Origin of the sequence: Paraburkholderia sediminicola, assembly GCF_046027825.1 — a bacterium.
In the GTDB taxonomy this organism is placed as follows: domain Bacteria; phylum Pseudomonadota; class Gammaproteobacteria; order Burkholderiales; family Burkholderiaceae; genus Paraburkholderia; species Paraburkholderia sediminicola_D.
On sequence record NZ_JAQQDU010000027.1, the window covers coordinates 57820 to 74265 of the forward strand.

A 16446-nucleotide genomic window follows, 5' to 3' on the forward strand; every position below is an offset into this window, starting at 1 on the left:
CTGCCCCAGTTGCCTACCCCCGGCGGCCCGCTTCATCAAAACCGCAGCATCAGCTTCAGCAGCGCATTCACCCGCTTGCCATACGGTGGCGAGATCCATCCGCGCGCGTTCAGGCGCGCCTGCGTCAGCACCGGCTTCATCTTCGAGAAGGTCACGAAGCCTTCGTAACCGTGATATGCGCCCATCCCGCTTGCACCGACGCCGCCGAACGGCAGGCTTTCGCACGCCAGATGCATCAGCGTTTCGTTGATCGCCATGCCGCCCGCGATGGTGTCGCGCGTGACGCGCTCGATGGTCGCGCTGTCGTCAGCGTAGAGATACAGCGCGAGCGGGCGAGGACGCGTGTTGATCCAGGCGATCGCGTCGTCGAGCGTGTCGTAGGGGACGATCGGGAACAGCGGCCCGAAGATTTCTTCCTGCATCAGCGCGCTTTCGTCCGGCGCATTCGTGACGGCGATCAGCGGGAAGCGGCGGCTTGCCTCGTCCGGCGTGCTGTCGGTGAGCGTGTGCAGTTGCGCGCCGGCGGCCTGCGCTTCGTCGGCGAGACGTTGCAACCGTGCGAAGTGCCGCTCCGAGATGATCGACGTGTAATCGAGGTTGTGCGCAAAGTTGGGGTACATCTTCGCCATCCGCGCGCGCGCCCGTTCGATGAACGCCTGCTCCTTGCCGCGCGGCACCAGCACGTAGTCCGGTGCGACACAGGTCTGGCCCGCGTTGAGCGTCTTGCCGGCGACGAGGTTATCCACCGCGTTGTCGAAACGCGCATGCTGGCCGATGATGGCCGGCGACTTGCCGCCCAGTTCGAGCGTGACCGGCGTCAGATGTTCGGCGGCGGCGCGCATCACTTCATGACCGACCTTGGTCGAGCCGGTGAACAGCAGATGGTCGAACGGTTGCGCGCTGAACGCGGCGCCCAATGCAGCATCGCCGTTCACGACGGCGACGTGGTCGCGAGCGAAAGTCTGGCCGATCAACTGCTCGAATAGCGCCGAGGTGCGCGGCGTCAATTCGGACATCTTGATGATGGCGCGGTTGCCGGCCGTCAGCGCGCTAACCAGCGGACTGGCGGCAAGCAGCACCGGATAATTCCACGGTGCGATGATGCCCACTACGCCGAGCGGCTGCGGCACGACTTTCGAGCGCGCCGGCATCAGCCATTTGCTGGTGCTGCGGCGTTGCGCTCTCATCCAGCGTTTGCCGTGTCTGAGCGCGGCGTCGATCTCTTCCTTGATGAGCAGGAATTCGGCGAGCAGCACTTCCTGCTTTGCGCGATTGCCGAAGTCGGCGTTCATCGCGTCGGCGAGTGCGTCGCGGTTGTCGAGCAAGACTTTGCGCAGGGCTTTCAGATGCCCGGCACGGGCTTCCCACGACGGATACGGCGCGCGCAAATAAGCATGGCGTTGCTCGCGCAGCAGTGCTTCGAGCGCGGCGACTTCTGGCAAATCGTTCTTCATGTGTCCACTCCCTGATGGAAAACGTGCGCGTTAAGTCGCGCTTATTGGGGTGTTGTGCTGTGGTGCGACGGTTTTGCGAAAGGCTTTGCTGCGGCGCGGGCGGGTACGTCCGCTTCGAAGCGGCAACGCGGAATCCTGGTCGATCGATCCACCTTGCTTCTAACGGAAAACGCTGAATCCCGGTCGGCCCGTTCGCTGCGCATCAAGCGGGAAATGCTCTTGCGATGATCGCCGCGTGGTCGAACGTCGCGGGCAGCGTGCCGTACACGCGGCCGCTCTCGCCGCAGCCGTCGGCGAGACGCGTGGCGATGAAGGCGTCGGCGACTTCCGGCGGCGCGTGCTTCACCAGCAAGGTGGCTTGTGCGATCAACACGATCTGTTGCGCGATTCGTCGCGCGGAGGCTTCGCGATGTTCGGCGGGTCCGTTGAGCGCGATGGCGAGCTTGCCGAGCGCGGCGCTCAAAGCCGGGTGCCCTTGCGCGTCCACTTGCCACGCGGCGAACAAGGCCTGCGCCGCTTCGGGCTCGCGTTCCATCGCGCGCAGCACGTCGAGGCACATCACGTTGCCGGAGCCTTCCCAGATCGAATTCACGGGCGCTTCACGATAGAAGCGCGCCATCGGACCGGTTTCGACATAACCGTTGCCGCCCCAGACTTCCATCGCCTCGCCGGTGAATTCCAGCGCGCGCTTGCAGACCCAGTACTTCGCGGCCGGTGTGACGATCCGGCGCCATGCACGTTCGACGGGTGCGGCCGACGACGCATCGGCCGACGCTTCGAAAGCACGCGCGAGTCGCATGAACAGCACGGTCGCGGCTTCCGATTCCAACGCCAGGTCGGCGAGCACATTACGCATCAGCGGCTGATCGGCCAGATGGCGACCGAAGGCGCTGCGGTGCCGTGCATGGTGAATCGCCTGCACCAGCGCCGCACGCATCAAGGCTGCGCTGCCAATCACGCAATCGAGCCGCGTGTAGTTCGCCATTTCGATGATGGTCGGCACGCCGCGGCCTTCGTCGCCAATCATGATGCCGAACGCGTCGAAGAACTCGACCTCGCTGCTGGCGTTCGAGCGATTGCCGAGCTTGTCTTTCAGACGCTGGATTTGCACGGCGTTCTTGTTGCCGTCCGGCGCGAAGCGCGGCACGAAAAAGCACGACAGGCCCTCGTGATCGTCGGTGCGGGCAAGCACCAGATGCGCGTCGCATTGCGGCGCGGAGAAGAACCATTTGTGGCCGACGAGGCGGTATTCGGCGCCGCGGCCGCTGCCCCGCGTGGCATACGCGCGGGTCTGGTTGCTGCGCACGTCCGAGCCGCCTTGTTTCTCGGTCATGCCCATGCCGATCATCGCCGAGGTTTTTTGCGTGAGCGGCACGTCGCGTGGATCGTGTTCGCGGGCGTAGAGCTTGTCGCGCAACGTGTCGAACAACGCGGGTTCGTGCTGCAGCACCGGGATGCTCGCGAAAGTCATCGTCAGCGGGCAGAGGGAGCCGGATTCGAGTTGCGCGTGCAGGAAGTAGCCGGCGCAACGCGCGACCATCGCACCGCGTTGCGGATCGGAAAACGGTAGCGCGTGCAGGCCCTCACGGCGCAACAGCGACAGCAGCGTATGCCACGAAGGGTGAAATTCCAGCGCGTCGATGCGTTCGCCACGCGGGCTGTGCGTGAAAAGTTCGGGCGTGTGGCGGTTCGCCAGTTCGGCGAGCGCGAGTGTCTCCGGCGTGGTGAGCGCCGCGCCGTGCCGCTGCAACGCCTCACGATGCCACGCGGCCCCTTCGCGTTCGAGGGCGGCGGACAAAGCCACGTCGGTCGAAAACAGGTTGTAGTCCGCAAGCGGAGGCGCCTGATTGGTCACGTCGTGGGTATGGCCGAAGCTGTGCCGTTCCATCTGCTGTCTCCGTTCACCGGATGCGCGCCGTCGGCGATCGACGGTGTGCTGTTTTATTGCGGCGTGGCGTGCCGCACGCTCGGAGGACGGCGCACTGCGCGCCGTGTTTGAATGCCGTGCGCAGCAGCCTGGCGGGCGCATGCGCGTATTTCATCATAGGGTCGTGAGGGCAATTCCGTTTAGAGGGATCGCTCTGACGCGAACGCGCCGTGGTGCTCCAACGCTCCCTACAATGCCGATAAAACACGAGTAGACAAGTGTTCTGCAATGGCTTGCATGGGATCGGAGTAACCAGCTTTGCATGGGATCGGAGTAGCGCGCTAAAGCGCGAACTCCGATCGACAGCTAAAGCGCTAACTCCGACCGACAGAGACAGGGGCCGCGAGCAACGTGGCCTCACCAGGAGGAGCGGATGCAATACGACTACATTATTGTCGGTGCGGGCTCAGGCGGCTGCTCGCTCGCGAGCCGTCTGGCGGATAGCTGCCCTGACGCGACGATCGCGCTGATTGAAGCCGGTCCGCATACGGACCGCAATCTCTTCGTGAACATGCCGGTCGGCGTGGCGGCCGTCGTGCCGAACAAACTCAAGACCAACTACGGCTATCTGACGACGCCCCAGCCGGGGCTCGGCGGACGCCAGGGCTATCAGCCACGCGGGCGAGGCTTCGGCGGATCGAGCGCGATCAACGCGATGATCTACACGCGCGGCCATCCGCTCGATTACGACGAATGGGCGCAACTCGGCTGCGAAGGCTGGTCGTGGGCCGAGGTGCTGCCGTATTTCCGCCGCGCCGAAGGCAACGAACGGGGCGCCGACGCCTGGCACGGCGCGGATGGACCGCTGACGGTGTCCGATCTGCGCTATCGCAATCCGTTTTCGAAGCGTTTCGTGCAAGCCGCGACCGAAGCCGGCTACAAACCGAACAGCGACTTCAACGGCGAGGATCAGGAGGGCATCGGCTTCTATCAGGTGACCCAGCGCGACGGACGGCGCTGCAGTGTCGCGCGCGCCTACATCTATGACCGCGAACGCCCCAATCTGCATACGATTGCCGATGCGACGGTGCTGCGAGTGACTTTCAATGGCAAGCGCGCGAGTGGTGTCGAGATTGTGCGCGCAGGCCGTACTGAAACGCTGGAAGCGCGCGCCGAGGTCGTACTGGCAGCGGGCGCGTTCAATTCGCCGCAACTGCTGATGTGCTCGGGCATCGGGCCGGCTGCGCATTTGCAGTCGCTCGGCATTGCGGCGCTGCACGATGCGCCAGAGGTCGGCCAGAACCTGATCGACCACGTCGATTTCACGATCAACAAACGGGTGTCGTCGATCGAGCCGACCGGTTTTTCGATTCGCGGCATCGCGCGGATGCTGCCGCAGTTTGTGACCTTCATGCGGCATGGACAGGGCATGCTGTCGAGCAACGTCGCCGAAGCGGGGGGCTTTCTGAAGAGCCGGCCGACGCTCGATCGCCCGGACCTGCAACTGCATTTCTGCGCGGCGATCGTCGACGATCACAATCGCCATATGCACTGGGGTCACGGTTATTCGCTGCACGTGTGCGTGCTGCGGCCGCATAGCCGCGGCACGGTGACGCTCGCCAGCGCCGACGCGCGCACCGCGCCCGTGATCGATCCGCGCTTTTTCAGCGACTCGCGTGATCTCGACCTTCTTGTGGAAGGGGCGCAGATGGCGCGGCGCATTCTCGACGCACCTTCGCTGGCGCTGCATGGCGGCAAGGAGCTGTACACACATTCCGGCCAGACCGAGGCGGAATTGCGCCGGACCATCGCCGAGCATGCCGACACGATCTATCACCCGGTAGCGACGTGCCGGATGGGCGGCGACGCGCAATCGGTGGTCGACCCGCAGTTGCGGGTGCGCGGCGTGACGGGGCTGCGGATCGTCGATGCATCGGTGATGCCGACGCTGATCGGCGGCAACACTAATTCGCCGACTGTGATGATCGGTGAGCGCGCGGCCGAACTGATCGCGGCGAGCCGGCGCGAGGGGCAAACGGTGCCTGCGATGGTGTCGACGGGCATCACCGGCGTGGCAGCTTGAGGGCACGCCACGCCCGAACGCGTGGACATTGATCAAGCGCCACCGGCCGGGCACCGGCATGGTGGCGTATCCATCTTCCTATTTTTGCGCGCAAATATAAGAATATTTAGGCGAACGTCGGTTAATTCGTCATAAATTGTGCCGCTTCGTTTATGAGATTCCCGCAAACCTATAATCGCGCCGCGAAAAGGGGCGTGTCAGGTGATGCGTTCGGGAAATCAAGGAAGCGAAGCGATGAGTATCAATGTGATTCAGCTGATTCAGTCCGCGCTGACGGACGGTGTCGTGCGACAGATGGCGGCCCGCTTCGGGCTGCCGCCGGACGCGATCCAGAAGGTGCTTGCAACGACCGGCCCGGCGCTTGTTGCTGGCCTCATGCAAAAAGGCGCGACGCTCGACGGCGCGCGTTCGCTGTTCACAACGATCCTCTCGCCTGAGGTGAACGGGCACATCGCCGAGCAGTTGCCGCAACTGCTCGGCAGCACGACCGGCGTGAGCCTGCTCGAAGGGGCGGGGCGCCATTTGCTCGAGCGCGTACTTGACCGTCGCGTCGATACGCTGAGCGACGAAGTCGCCACCCAAACCGGCGTGCCGGTCCATGCCACGCACGCCATGACGGGTATCGCCGGAGCGGCGCTGCTCGGCGTGCTCAAGCGGCATTTTCTCGAAGGTCAGGGCAACGTTGGCCAACTGCCGACGCTGCTGGGTCATCAACTGCCAGCCATTGCACCGTATCTGAACGACCGTCTGATGGCCGCGCTGGGCCTGAGCGGGCTTGGCGCGTTCAGCGGCAACATTCTGTCGCAGTTGAAAGCGGTCTCGGCGCACATCGATCATCCGACGCCTGCCGCCAAGCCGGTGGCCGAAGCCCTGTCGAGCATTCGCGTGCCGGCCGACGCAGTCGTGCGTGGGGAGCCGCGTTCGCGCAAATGGTTGTGGTGGCTGCTCGCGGCGATTGCCGCGGTGCTGGCCTTCCTGTTCCTGCGCGGTTGCCAAAGTGAGCAACGCGGCGAACAAAGCAGCGAGCGCAGCAGTGCCGAAGTCGCTGCCACCGCACAGCCTGCGTCCGCACCGGCTGAGGCCTCGGCCGCTGCACCGGCCAGCGATGTCGCGGCCAGCGCCGTAGTAGCAAGCGCCGCCAGCGAAGCGCAGCAACCCGCGGCCGCACCCGCGCCGACCAAAGACAGCCAGCTCAGTTTCACGGTCGACGCCGCCGGCAAGCCGACGCTCACCGCGACGGTCGGCAGCGAAGCCGAAAAGACCCAGCTGATCGACGAGCTGACAAAGCGCTTCGGTGCTGACCAGTTCGTCGCGAACGTCACGGTCGATCAGGACACCAGGCAGGCCGACTGGCTCGTTCATCTGGACGGCCTGCTGCCGCTGATGGCATTGCCCGGAGCGGAAGTGAAAGTGGATGGCGCGCACATCGAACTGAGCGGCAGCGCGGCGAACGCGAAGCTCGGCTGGCTCGACAAACTCAAGTCGCTGTTCGGCACGTCGTATCAGATCGGTTCGTTCAACGTCGAGCAGGCGGTCGCCAACGCTACCGAAAACTTCCGCGGCGCGATCAAGGGCCTGCTCACGCCGGACAGCTCGTGCGCGGCAGCGGACGTGATCAAGGTGTTGAACCTGCAGGTGATCAACTTCACGAGCGCCAGCGCCCGCGTGCCGGTCTCGGCGATTGAAGACCTGAACCAGTCGGCGCAAGTGCTGAACGCCTGTGCGCGCAACGGCAAGACGGCCAAGCTCGAAGTGGCCGGCTACTCGGACAACATCGGCGGCGCGCAAGCCAATCTGCAACTGTCGAAGAAGCGCGCCGAAGCGGTCCGCGCGTATCTCGTCAAGACGGGCGTGCCAGCGGATTCGCTGGTCGCGCAAGGTTATGGCGACGTGCGTCCGGTCGCGAGCAACGATACGGCGAGCGGGCGCTTTGCCAACCGCCGCATCGAGTTTGTCGCGCAGCAGTAGTGGCGGTGCTCAGTCAACGGTCGAGGTAATCCCTCGAGGTCAGCCTGCGAGCTAAACCTTCGAGGTCAGCTTTTGACCTGAGCCTGAAAGACATGCCGCCCGGTTCGCGCCGGGCGGCATGTTGTCATTTGGCCGGCCGCGTTCGCGGTTGCGGTGTTTGTGGCGGCCGCATTTACGGCGGCGGTGTCTGAACCGGCGCCGTGATGCCGGTCATGCCGATGCCCGGCCCCAGCATGAAATCGTCGCCTGCCTGGCCCGGCAGCGTCTCGCGGGCCACCCCCAGCCATGCACGCGCCGCGTGGGACAGATAGCCATTGCGGCGCCAGCCGATCGCCATTTCCCACGGAATTTCCGGCTCCACCACCGGGCGGCAGGTGAACTGTGCCGCGTCGAGACGCCGGCAATACGGCGCAGGCAATAGCGCGATGCCGACGCCAGCCAGCACCAGCGCCGCCATGAAATCCCAGTGCCCGCTGCGCCCGACGATGGTCGGGGCGAAACCGGCGGTACGGCACGCATTCAGCACGACATCGTTGAGCGCGAGGCTCTCGCCGTAGAACACGAACGGCTCGTTGGCGAGTTCGGCGAGCGGCACTTCGTGCAGATCGTCCCAGCGCGAGCCGGTGCGCGCGACCAGCCACAGCAATTGCCGTGTCATCGGCAGCACTTCGATGTTGTCCGGGTCGACCGGTTGCAGCACGCCACCTAACTCCAGCTCGCCGTGGATCAGTGCGGCTTCGATTGCGCGCGAACCCTGCTCGAACAGCTTCAGTTCGATTTTCGGGTAACGCTGGCGGAACGCGGCGATGGCGGGCGTGAACAGCGACCCGCCCATTGGCGGAATGCCGATGGTCAGTTCGCCGCGGCCGAGCGTGTCGAGATCGTTCAGCTCGGCCTGCAATTGCGCATGTGCGGCCAGCACGTCCTGACCGCGCTGATAGACGATCCGGCCAGCATCGGTCAGCACCATCTGGCGCCCGTCGCGCAACAGCAGCGGTGAGCCGATTTCGTCTTCCAGCGACTTCACCATTTTGCTGATGGTCGGCTGCGTGACGAACATCTGCTCGGCGGCGACAGTGAAACTCTGTTGACGCACCACTTCGACGAAATACCGCAGCGCACGTAGTTCCACGATCTCAGGCTCCAGAATTCCAATTTGGAATGATTCGGCTGATTGTAAGTCATCGCATTTATGTCGCGGTGCAACCTGATGACGCGCTTCGCATCTGCGCACTTTCGTGCTTGCCGTCTTCGACAAGATTTACGCGCCGAAGGAGCTGAGCGCATCTATCTTGATCGCGATAGGCGTGTGCGAGATGGGTTGTTCGACGCGGGCGCCCATGCCATTTTTCCAGGATGGACGCCGCCGGAAGCGGGATAACATCCACGGTTCTCTACTGTTGACCCGCCGCGCCCGTATCAATCCATGACGCCCCTCTCGATCATCATTCCCTGCTACAACGGCGCGGCGACGCTCGCCCGTGCGCTTCAGAGTTGCCTGATTCGACCTGAAGCCGCGCAGATCATCGTGGTGGACGACGGCTCGACCGATGCCTCCATTGACGTGGTCGCCCATCACGGGCGTCTCGACCCGCGCGTGGGTCTGCTGCAGATGCCGTACAACGGCGGCCCGGCTCGGGCGCGCAACTGGGGCGCGATGCATGCGGCTCACGGTCTGCTTGCCTTCCTCGACGCCGACGACGAATACCTGCCCGGCGCGTTGGCCGCCGCGAGCGCCTTCTTCGCGCCGAACCCGAATGAAGTGTCCGTGCGGCTCGACGTCGACTACACGGATTTTCCGGACGACCTCATCCACCACGACGATTTCGACAAGCACGCCGCAACGCTCAGTAATACGGTGCCGAGCAGCCTGATCATCCGCCGCGCAGTGTATGCCGCGCTCGGCGGCTTTCCGATGGACGACGCGTTCCGCCGCATCGGTGGCGAAGACGGCGCGTTTTCGTGGGCGCTGCGCGACATTTTCGGCAACCGGCGTCTGGATGACGTGAAGCGCGTACGCATGCATTACCACCCGGGCATTCATGCCGAACGGTATTTCCGCATCGCACTGGGCTTGCAGACACCGGATCCCGCCGACGTGGCCGATGCCTTCCGGTTTTCAAGGCAGTTTCTCGACACCGCGCGCGCGGGCATCGAGCAATTGCGCGCGGCAAGCTTCGCTGCCGAGCCAGCCGCCTCTGCTCTCCCGAATCACACTGCGTAGCCCAACCACGCCACGAAGCCATCTCGATTTGCTACAATCGCCGTTCGTCTTCGAGGAGCGTTGCGACGGGTACCGCGAATCAGCATTCGCTGGCCGCCCGCCAGGCTCGGAGGCTTCAATCGGAGGGTCAGGATGCGCATAGCGCTTTCCCAACCACCGCATCGAACCGCGCTCACGTCAAATTTCTAGTCAATTTCTTAGAAAGGAGGGCGTGATGAACGCCGCAGTTCTCGACTCAAAGCAGGATTTCCTCGTCGCCGATATGTCGCTTGCAGCCTGGGGCCGCAAGGAACTGAATATCGCTGAAACCGAAATGCCCGGCCTCATGCAGACGCGCGAGGAATACAAGAGCTCGCAGCCGCTGAAGGGCGCGCGCATCGCGGGTTCACTGCACATGACGATTCAAACCGGCGTGCTGATCGAAACCTTGACGGCACTCGGCGCGAACGTTCGCTGGGCATCGTGCAATATTTTCTCGACGCAGGATCATGCAGCCGCCGCGATTGCGGAAGGCGGCGTGCCGGTGTTCGCGTTCAAGGGCGAATCGCTCGACGAATACTGGGAATTCTCGCACCGCATTTTTGAATGGCCGAATGGCGAATTCGCCAACATGATCCTCGACGACGGCGGCGACGCCACGTTGCTGCTGATCCTTGGCTCGAAGGCTGAGAAAGACCGTTCGGTGATCTCGAAGCCGGAAAACGAAGAAGAAGTGGCGCTGTACAAGTCGATCGCCCGTCATCTGGATGCGGATCCGGTGTGGTACTCCACACGTCTCGCGCACATCAAGGGCGTGACCGAGGAAACCACGACTGGCGTGCATCGTCTGTATCAGATGGAAAAGGAAGGGCGCCTGCCGTTCCCGGCCATCAACGTGAACGATTCGGTCACGAAGTCGAAGTTCGACAACCTGTATGGCTGCCGTGAATCGCTGGTCGACGGTATCAAGCGTGCAACCGACGTGATGATCGCGGGCAAGATCGCGGTCGTGGCCGGTTACGGCGATGTGGGCAAGGGTTGCGCGCAATCGCTGCGCGGTCTGGGCGCCACGGTGTGGGTCACGGAAATCGACCCGATCTGCGCACTGCAAGCGGCGATGGAAGGCTATCGCGTCGTGACGATGGAATACGCGGCTGACAAGGCCGACATCTTCGTGACGGCAACGGGCAACTTCCACGTGATCGGCCACGATCATATGGCTGCCATGCGCAACAACGCGATTGTCTGCAATATCGGTCACTTCGATTCGGAAATCGACGTTGCCTCGACGCGCCAGTACCAGTGGGAAAACATCAAGCCGCAAGTCGACCACATCATTTTCCCGGACGGCAAGCGCGTCATCCTGCTGGCTGAAGGGCGTCTGGTGAATCTGGGTTGCGCAACGGGTCACCCCTCGTTCGTGATGTCGGCATCGTTCACGAACCAGACGATCGCGCAGATCGAGCTGTTCGTTGACGGCGCCAAGTACGAAAACAAGGTCTATGTGTTGCCGAAGCACCTTGATGAAAAGGTTGCGCGTCTGCATCTGGGGCGTATCGGTGCAGAACTGACGGTGCTGTCGGACTATCAGGCAAACTACATCAGCGTCGACAAGAACGGTCCGTTCAAGCCGAACCACTACCGCTACTAAGTCACGCTGGTAAATCACACTGCTCAGTAAGATTAAGCACGCGGGCGGTTTTTAAAGCATGACTGTTTGACGACAGGGCGGCGCGCAAGGCGCCGCTCTGTTCGCCATGCCCGCCTCTTTCCGTTCAAACGGACATCCTGCCTGAAAGGAGCTCTACATGACCGTGCTGCTGACCTGGCTGATCAACGCGCTTGCGCTTCTGATCATCACCTACCTCGTACCGTCGATTCATATCCGCAGCTTCGGCACCGCCTTGATCGTCGCGGTGGTGCTCGGGTTGATCAATACGATCCTGCGACCGGTGCTGATCCTGTTGACGCTGCCCGTCACGATCGTCACGCTCGGACTCTTCATTCTGGTGGTGAATGCGCTGTGCTTCTGGCTGTGCGCGTCACTGCTGAAAGGCTTCGAAGTGTCCGGTTTCTGGTCGGCGTTCTTCGGCTCGATTCTGTACAGCATCGTTTCGTGGCTGCTGTCCGCGCTGATTTTCGGCAATCGCAGCATCGGTTGAGCTACTGAATCATGAACCCGATCGAACTTTCATTCGAATTCTTCCCGCCGAAAACGCCGGAAGGCGTCGACAAGCTGCGTGCCACCCGCGCGCAGCTCGCGCCGCTCAAGCCCAAGTTCGTGTCCGTCACGTTCGGCGCCGGCGGCTCGACGCAACAGGGCACGCTCGATACCGTCGTCGATATGGCGAAGGAAGGGCTCGACGCGGCGCCGCACGTATCGTGCATCGGCTCGTCGAAAGAGAGCCTGCGCGCGATTCTCAACGAGTACCGCGCGCATGGCATCCGCCATATCGTCGCGCTGCGCGGCGATTTGCCGTCCGGCATGGGCGAAGTTGGCGAGCTGCGTTATGCGTCGGAACTGGTGAGCTTTATCCGCGCTGAGTTTGGCGACTGGTTCTGGATCGAGGTGGCCGGCTATCCGGAGTACCACCCGCAGTCGCGCTCGCCGCGTCACGATCTGGAAAACTTCGCCCACAAGGTGAAGGCCGGCGCCAATTCGGCGATCACGCAGTATTTCTTCAACGCTGACGCGTATTTCCGTTTCGTCGACGACGCGAGGAAGCTCGGCGTCGACGTGCCGATCGTGCCAGGCATCATGCCGATCACGAACTACTCGCAGCTGATGCGCTTCTCGGAGATGTGCGGCGCGGAAGTGCCGCGCTGGGTCGCGCGCCGTCTGGAAAGCTTCGGCGACGACCGCGAGTCGATTCGCGCGTTCGGGCTGGATGTGGTGACGGACCTGTGCCGGCGTCTCATCGACGCGAAGGTGCCGGGTCTGCACTTCTACACGCTCAATGGCGCTGCGGCGACCAAGGCGATCTGCGAACGGCTGGGCGCTTAAGCCAAGGTCCGAGCGGCCGCTAACGGCCTCGGCACCGTTGTAAAGAACCGCGCGGTTGACCGAACCGCGCGGTTTTTTTTCGGACGGGCAATCTCGCTCAGCTATCCGGTACAGCTATCCCGCGCAACCATTGCGTACAGGAAACTTCGCCCGCGCACTCGTCCTGGAAGCATTTGCTGCGTCGCAGCAAACCTGCGCCGCCAGGCGTTTCCCTTTGTCGTGTAAGTCCTCATTGAACCCGATTTTTGTGCTGTCTATGATCGGAGCGCAGCTGACTTGGCTGCCGTGCGGAGAACGTGATGACAGTACATCGATTGCTGTTTGCAGTTCGCCATACCTGCCTGCCAGTCTTGAGCGCCTGCGCGGTCCTGGCCGCCGGCCTCCTGCCCGCCGCAACCGACGCGGCCACCTTGCCCGATAAAACCCTCGTATTCTGCTCCGAAGGCAGTCCGGCGGGTTTCGATTCCGCGCAGTACACCACCAGCGTCGAATTCACGGCCGCTTCGTACACGGTTTATAACCGCCTTGTCGAGTTCGCCCGCGGCAGTACCGATATCGAGCCGGGCCTCGCTGAGAAATGGGATGTGTCGCAGGACGGCCTGCAATACACGTTCTACCTGCGGCACGGGGTGAAGTTTCAGACCACCTCGTTCTTCAAGCCAACCCGCGAATTCAACGCCGACGATGTTGTCTTCACTTACGAGCGGATGCTGGACCCGGATCAGCCGTTCCGTAAGGCGTACCCGGTTCCATTTCCCTACTTCGCCGATCTCGGACTGGCAAAGAACATCGCCAAGGTCGAGAAACTGGACCCGTACACGGTACGTTTCACGCTAAAAGAAGTCGATGCACCGTTCCTGCAGCAGATCGCGATGCCGTTCGCGTCGATTCTGTCGGCGGAGTACACGGATCAACTGCTAAAAGCCGGTAAGGCCGCCGATATCAACCAATACCCGGTCGGCACCGGGCCGTTCATTTTCCGCAGCTATACCAAGGACGACACGATCCGCTTCGACGGCAATCCCGACTACTGGAAGCCGGGTGTCGTGAAGCTCGGCAAGCTCATCTTCGCCATCACCGTGGATCCCGCGGTGCGGCTGCAGAAACTGAAACGCGGGGAATGTCAGGTGATGAGCTATCCGCGTCCCGCGGATATTCCGCAGATCAAGGCCGACCCGTCGCTGGCGATGCCGAGCGAGGTCGGGTTCAATCTGGGCATCCTTGGCTACAACACGACGAAAAAACCGCTCGACAACGTGCTGGTGCGACGCGCGCTGGATATGTCGGTCAATAAGAAAGCGATTATCGAGTCGGTATATCAGGGCGCGGGGCAAATCGCGACGAATCCCATGCCGCCGACCCAATGGGGCTACGACAAGAACCTGAAGGATGCACCTTACGACATTGACAAGGCCAAGGCGTTACTCAAGGAGGCTGGCTACCCGGACGGCTTTGACCTGACCCTGTGGGCCATGCCGGTGCAGCGGCCCTACAACCCGAACGCCCGCCTGATGGCCGAAATGCTGCAGGCCGACTGGGCGAAGATCGGCGTCAAGACGACGATTGCCACGTACGAATGGGGTGAGTACATCCGCCGCGCCCATGCTGGCGAGCACGAGGCGATCCTGATCGGCTGGACGGGGGACTACGGCGATCCTGACAACTGGCTTGGTGTCTTGCTCGGCTGCGATGCGGTGAAGGGCAGCAATTTTTCCAAATGGTGCTACAAACCGTTCGACGATCTGATCAGGAAAGCTCGTGGCACCACCGATCTCGCCGAGCGCACCAAGGACTATGTGGAAGCGCAGGAGATCTTCAAGCAGCAGGTTCCGTTTACGCCGATTGCCCACTCCACCGTCTACCAGCCGATCAGCAAAGACGTCACCGGCTTCAAGATCGACCCATTTGGTCCAACGCAATTCATGGGTGTCGGCCTGAAATAGCCGCCGGTAACGCCCCGTGGGCCGCTTTTTGCCGAGCCCGCCTCTAGCGCCGCACGTTCCGGCCAGCGCCGGCGTGCGGCTGCCCTTATGCCTTAACTGTTTCCGATCGTCAACGGGGGTATTTTCCTCCGCTTGTTGGGGCGAGCCAAGCTCAAGTAATATCGCGCTACGCTGGCGGAAGCCAGCCCCGAACCTGGAGGAAACATGAAGCAAAACAACCTGTTGCGCGCCGCGCGTGTTACGACGCTCGTCGCAGCTGCAGCGGCATCGATGGTGGGCGCAAGCATTGCGCGTGCCGAGATTCCGAACAAAACCCTGGTTTACTGCTCAGAAGGCAGCCCTGCGGGTTTCGATCCGGCCCAGTACACGACTGGCGTCGACTTCACGGCCAACACGTTCACCGTTTATAACCGCCTCGTCGAGTTCGAACGCGGCGGCACGAAAGTCGAGCCGGGCCTGGCGGAAAAATGGGAAGTCTCGCCGGACGGCAAGACCTACACGTTCCATCTGCGCCACGGCGTGAAGTTCCAGACCACCTCGTTCTTCAAGCCGACGCGCGAATTCAACGCGGACGACGTCGTGTTCACGTTCCAGCGCATGCTCGACACGAACCAGCCGTTCCGGAAGGCGTACCCGGTCCAATTCCCGTACTTCACGGACATGGGCCTCGACAAGCTGATCACCGGCGTCGAAAAGGTCGATCCGTACACGGTCAAGTTCACGCTGAAGGAAGTCAACGCGCCGTTCATCCAGAATCTGGCGATGGAATACGCGTCGATCCTCTCGGGTGAATACGCGGACCAGTTGCTGAAGGCCGGCAAAGCCGCCGACATCAATCAGTACCCGGTCGGCACGGGCCCGTTCATTTTCCGCAGCTACACGAAGGACGCAACGATCCGCTTCGACGGCAATCCGGATTACTGGAAGCCGAACGCAGTGAAGATCTCGAAGCTGATCTTCTCGATCACGCCGGACGCCGGTGTGCGCGTGCAGAAGATCAAGCGTGACGAATGCCAGGTGATGAGCTATCCGCGCCCGGCCGATATCGCGCCGCTGAAGGCTGAAGCGAACATCGACATGCCGTCGCAACCTGGCTTCAACCTCGGCTACCTCGCGTACAACGTGACGCACAAGCCGGTCGACAAGCTCGAAGTGCGTCAGGCGCTCGACATGGCGATCAACAAGAAGGCGATCATCGAGTCGGTGTACCAGGGCGCAGGCCAGGCCGCGACGAACCCGATGCCGCCGACCCAATGGTCGTACGACAAGAACCTGAAGAGCGCGTCCTACGATCCGGACAAGGCCAAGGCGCTGCTCGCGAAGGCGGGCTATCCGAACGGCTTCGACATCTCGTTGTGGGCGATGCCGGTGCAACGCGCGTATAACCCGAACGCCCGTCTGATGGCGGAAATGATCCAGGCCGACTGGGCCAAGATCGGCGTGAAAGCGAAGATCGTCACCTATGAATGGGGCGAGTACATCAAGCGCGCTCACGCAGGTGAAGACGACACGATGCTGATCGGCTGGACCGGCGACAACGGCGATCCGGACAACTGGCTCGGCACGCTGCTCGGCTGCGAAGCGGTGAACGGCAACAACTTCTCGAAGTGGTGCTACAAGCCGTTCGACGAACTGATCCAGAAGGGCCGCGAGTCGTCCGATCAAGGCGTGCGTACGACGGCGTACATGCAGGCGCAGCAGATTTTCGCGCAGCAACTGCCGTTCTCGCCGATCGCTCACTCGACCGTGTACCAGCCTGTCAGCAAGAAGGTGGTCGACATGCGTATCGAGCCGCTCGGTTATGCGCGTTTTGACGGCGTCAGCGTCAAGTAAAGGTAATACAGTCAAGCTTACGCAGTAGCTTTTCGCACCGTTAGAAAACTGGTCGAAATGGTCCGGCGACCGGGGTCACAAGCCCTCGTCG

The 16446-nt window shown here is 62.5% G+C and carries 11 protein-coding genes and 1 riboswitch; of the genes, 8 read left to right on the forward strand and 3 right to left on the reverse strand.

The window, feature by feature from the left end; translation table 11 throughout:
* Positions 1–35: 35 nt before the first annotated feature.
* Together PQQ96_RS16855 and PQQ96_RS16860 are read right to left on the reverse strand one after the other, a co-directional pair.
* Positions 36–1454, reverse strand: a complete 1419-nt coding sequence (locus tag PQQ96_RS16855; protein WP_408293827.1) for a coniferyl aldehyde dehydrogenase — start codon at positions 1452–1454, stop codon at positions 36–38.
* A gap of 202 nt (positions 1455–1656) precedes the next feature.
* Positions 1657–3342 carry an isovaleryl-CoA dehydrogenase gene (locus PQQ96_RS16860; RefSeq protein ID WP_408293830.1) on the reverse strand — a complete coding sequence of 562 codons (1686 nt, stop codon included), beginning with the start codon at positions 3340–3342 and terminating at the stop codon, positions 1657–1659.
* Between the two features lie 412 nt (positions 3343–3754).
* Between PQQ96_RS16860 and PQQ96_RS16865 the strand changes: the two genes are divergently transcribed.
* Entirely contained in the window at positions 3755–5404 is a 1650-nt protein-coding gene (locus PQQ96_RS16865) for a GMC family oxidoreductase (RefSeq protein WP_408293831.1), read from the forward strand.
* 234 nt (positions 5405–5638) lie between these two features.
* A complete protein-coding gene (locus PQQ96_RS16870) occupies positions 5639–7372 on the forward strand; it encodes an OmpA family protein (protein WP_408293832.1) in 1734 nt (577 codons plus the stop codon).
* Between the two features lie 172 nt (positions 7373–7544).
* Here the strand turns inward: PQQ96_RS16870 and PQQ96_RS16875 are convergent, their stop codons facing one another.
* A complete protein-coding gene (locus PQQ96_RS16875; RefSeq protein WP_408293834.1) occupies positions 7545–8504 on the reverse strand; it encodes a LysR family transcriptional regulator in 960 nt (319 codons plus the stop codon).
* A 294-nt stretch (positions 8505–8798) separates the two neighbouring features.
* Between PQQ96_RS16875 and PQQ96_RS16880 the strand changes: the two genes are divergently transcribed.
* The 6 genes from PQQ96_RS16880 (at position 8799) to PQQ96_RS16905 (ending at position 16355) form a co-directional block, all read left to right on the forward strand.
* Entirely contained in the window at positions 8799–9596 is a 798-nt protein-coding gene (locus PQQ96_RS16880) for a glycosyltransferase family 2 protein (RefSeq protein ID WP_408293835.1), read from the forward strand.
* 46 nt (positions 9597–9642) lie between these two features.
* A riboswitch (S-adenosyl-L-homocysteine riboswitch) is annotated at positions 9643–9777 on the forward strand.
* Positions 9778–9810: 33 nt separating this feature from the next.
* Positions 9811–11226, forward strand: a complete 1416-nt coding sequence (gene ahcY / locus PQQ96_RS16885; protein ID WP_408293838.1) for an adenosylhomocysteinase — start codon at positions 9811–9813, stop codon at positions 11224–11226.
* A gap of 157 nt (positions 11227–11383) precedes the next feature.
* On the forward strand, positions 11384–11737 hold the full coding sequence (locus PQQ96_RS16890; protein WP_028198543.1) for a phage holin family protein: 354 nt from the start codon (positions 11384–11386) through the stop codon (positions 11735–11737).
* A gap of 11 nt (positions 11738–11748) precedes the next feature.
* Positions 11749–12579: a methylenetetrahydrofolate reductase [NAD(P)H] gene (gene metF / locus PQQ96_RS16895; protein WP_408293841.1), complete on the forward strand. Its 831-nt coding sequence runs from the start codon at positions 11749–11751 to the stop codon at positions 12577–12579.
* 299 nt (positions 12580–12878) lie between these two features.
* Positions 12879–14522 (forward strand): ABC transporter substrate-binding protein, encoded by a 1644-nt coding sequence (locus tag PQQ96_RS16900; protein ID WP_408293844.1) that lies wholly within the window; start codon positions 12879–12881, stop codon positions 14520–14522.
* A 204-nt stretch (positions 14523–14726) separates the two neighbouring features.
* The gene (locus PQQ96_RS16905; protein WP_408293847.1) at positions 14727–16355 is read left to right on the forward strand and encodes an ABC transporter substrate-binding protein; all 1629 of its coding nucleotides are present in this window, start codon (positions 14727–14729) and stop codon (positions 16353–16355) included.
* Positions 16356–16446 lie beyond the last annotated feature (91 nt).

Coding starts and splice junctions, on each gene's coding strand:
- PQQ96_RS16855 (WP_408293827.1), bottom strand. CDS start 1,454: ATGAAGAACGATTTGCCAGAAGTCGCCGCGCTCGAAGCACTGCTGCGC.
- PQQ96_RS16860 (WP_408293830.1), bottom strand. CDS start 3,342: ATGGAACGGCACAGCTTCGGCCATACCCACGACGTGACCAATCAGGCG.
- PQQ96_RS16865 (WP_408293831.1), top strand. CDS start 3,755: ATGCAATACGACTACATTATTGTCGGTGCGGGCTCAGGCGGCTGCTCG.
- PQQ96_RS16870 (WP_408293832.1), top strand. CDS start 5,639: ATGAGTATCAATGTGATTCAGCTGATTCAGTCCGCGCTGACGGACGGT.
- PQQ96_RS16880 (WP_408293835.1), top strand. CDS start 8,799: ATGACGCCCCTCTCGATCATCATTCCCTGCTACAACGGCGCGGCGACG.
- ahcY (WP_408293838.1), top strand. CDS start 9,811: ATGAACGCCGCAGTTCTCGACTCAAAGCAGGATTTCCTCGTCGCCGAT.
- PQQ96_RS16890 (WP_028198543.1), top strand. CDS start 11,384: ATGACCGTGCTGCTGACCTGGCTGATCAACGCGCTTGCGCTTCTGATC.
- metF (WP_408293841.1), top strand. CDS start 11,749: ATGAACCCGATCGAACTTTCATTCGAATTCTTCCCGCCGAAAACGCCG.
- PQQ96_RS16900 (WP_408293844.1), top strand. CDS start 12,879: ATGACAGTACATCGATTGCTGTTTGCAGTTCGCCATACCTGCCTGCCA.
- PQQ96_RS16905 (WP_408293847.1), top strand. CDS start 14,727: ATGAAGCAAAACAACCTGTTGCGCGCCGCGCGTGTTACGACGCTCGTC.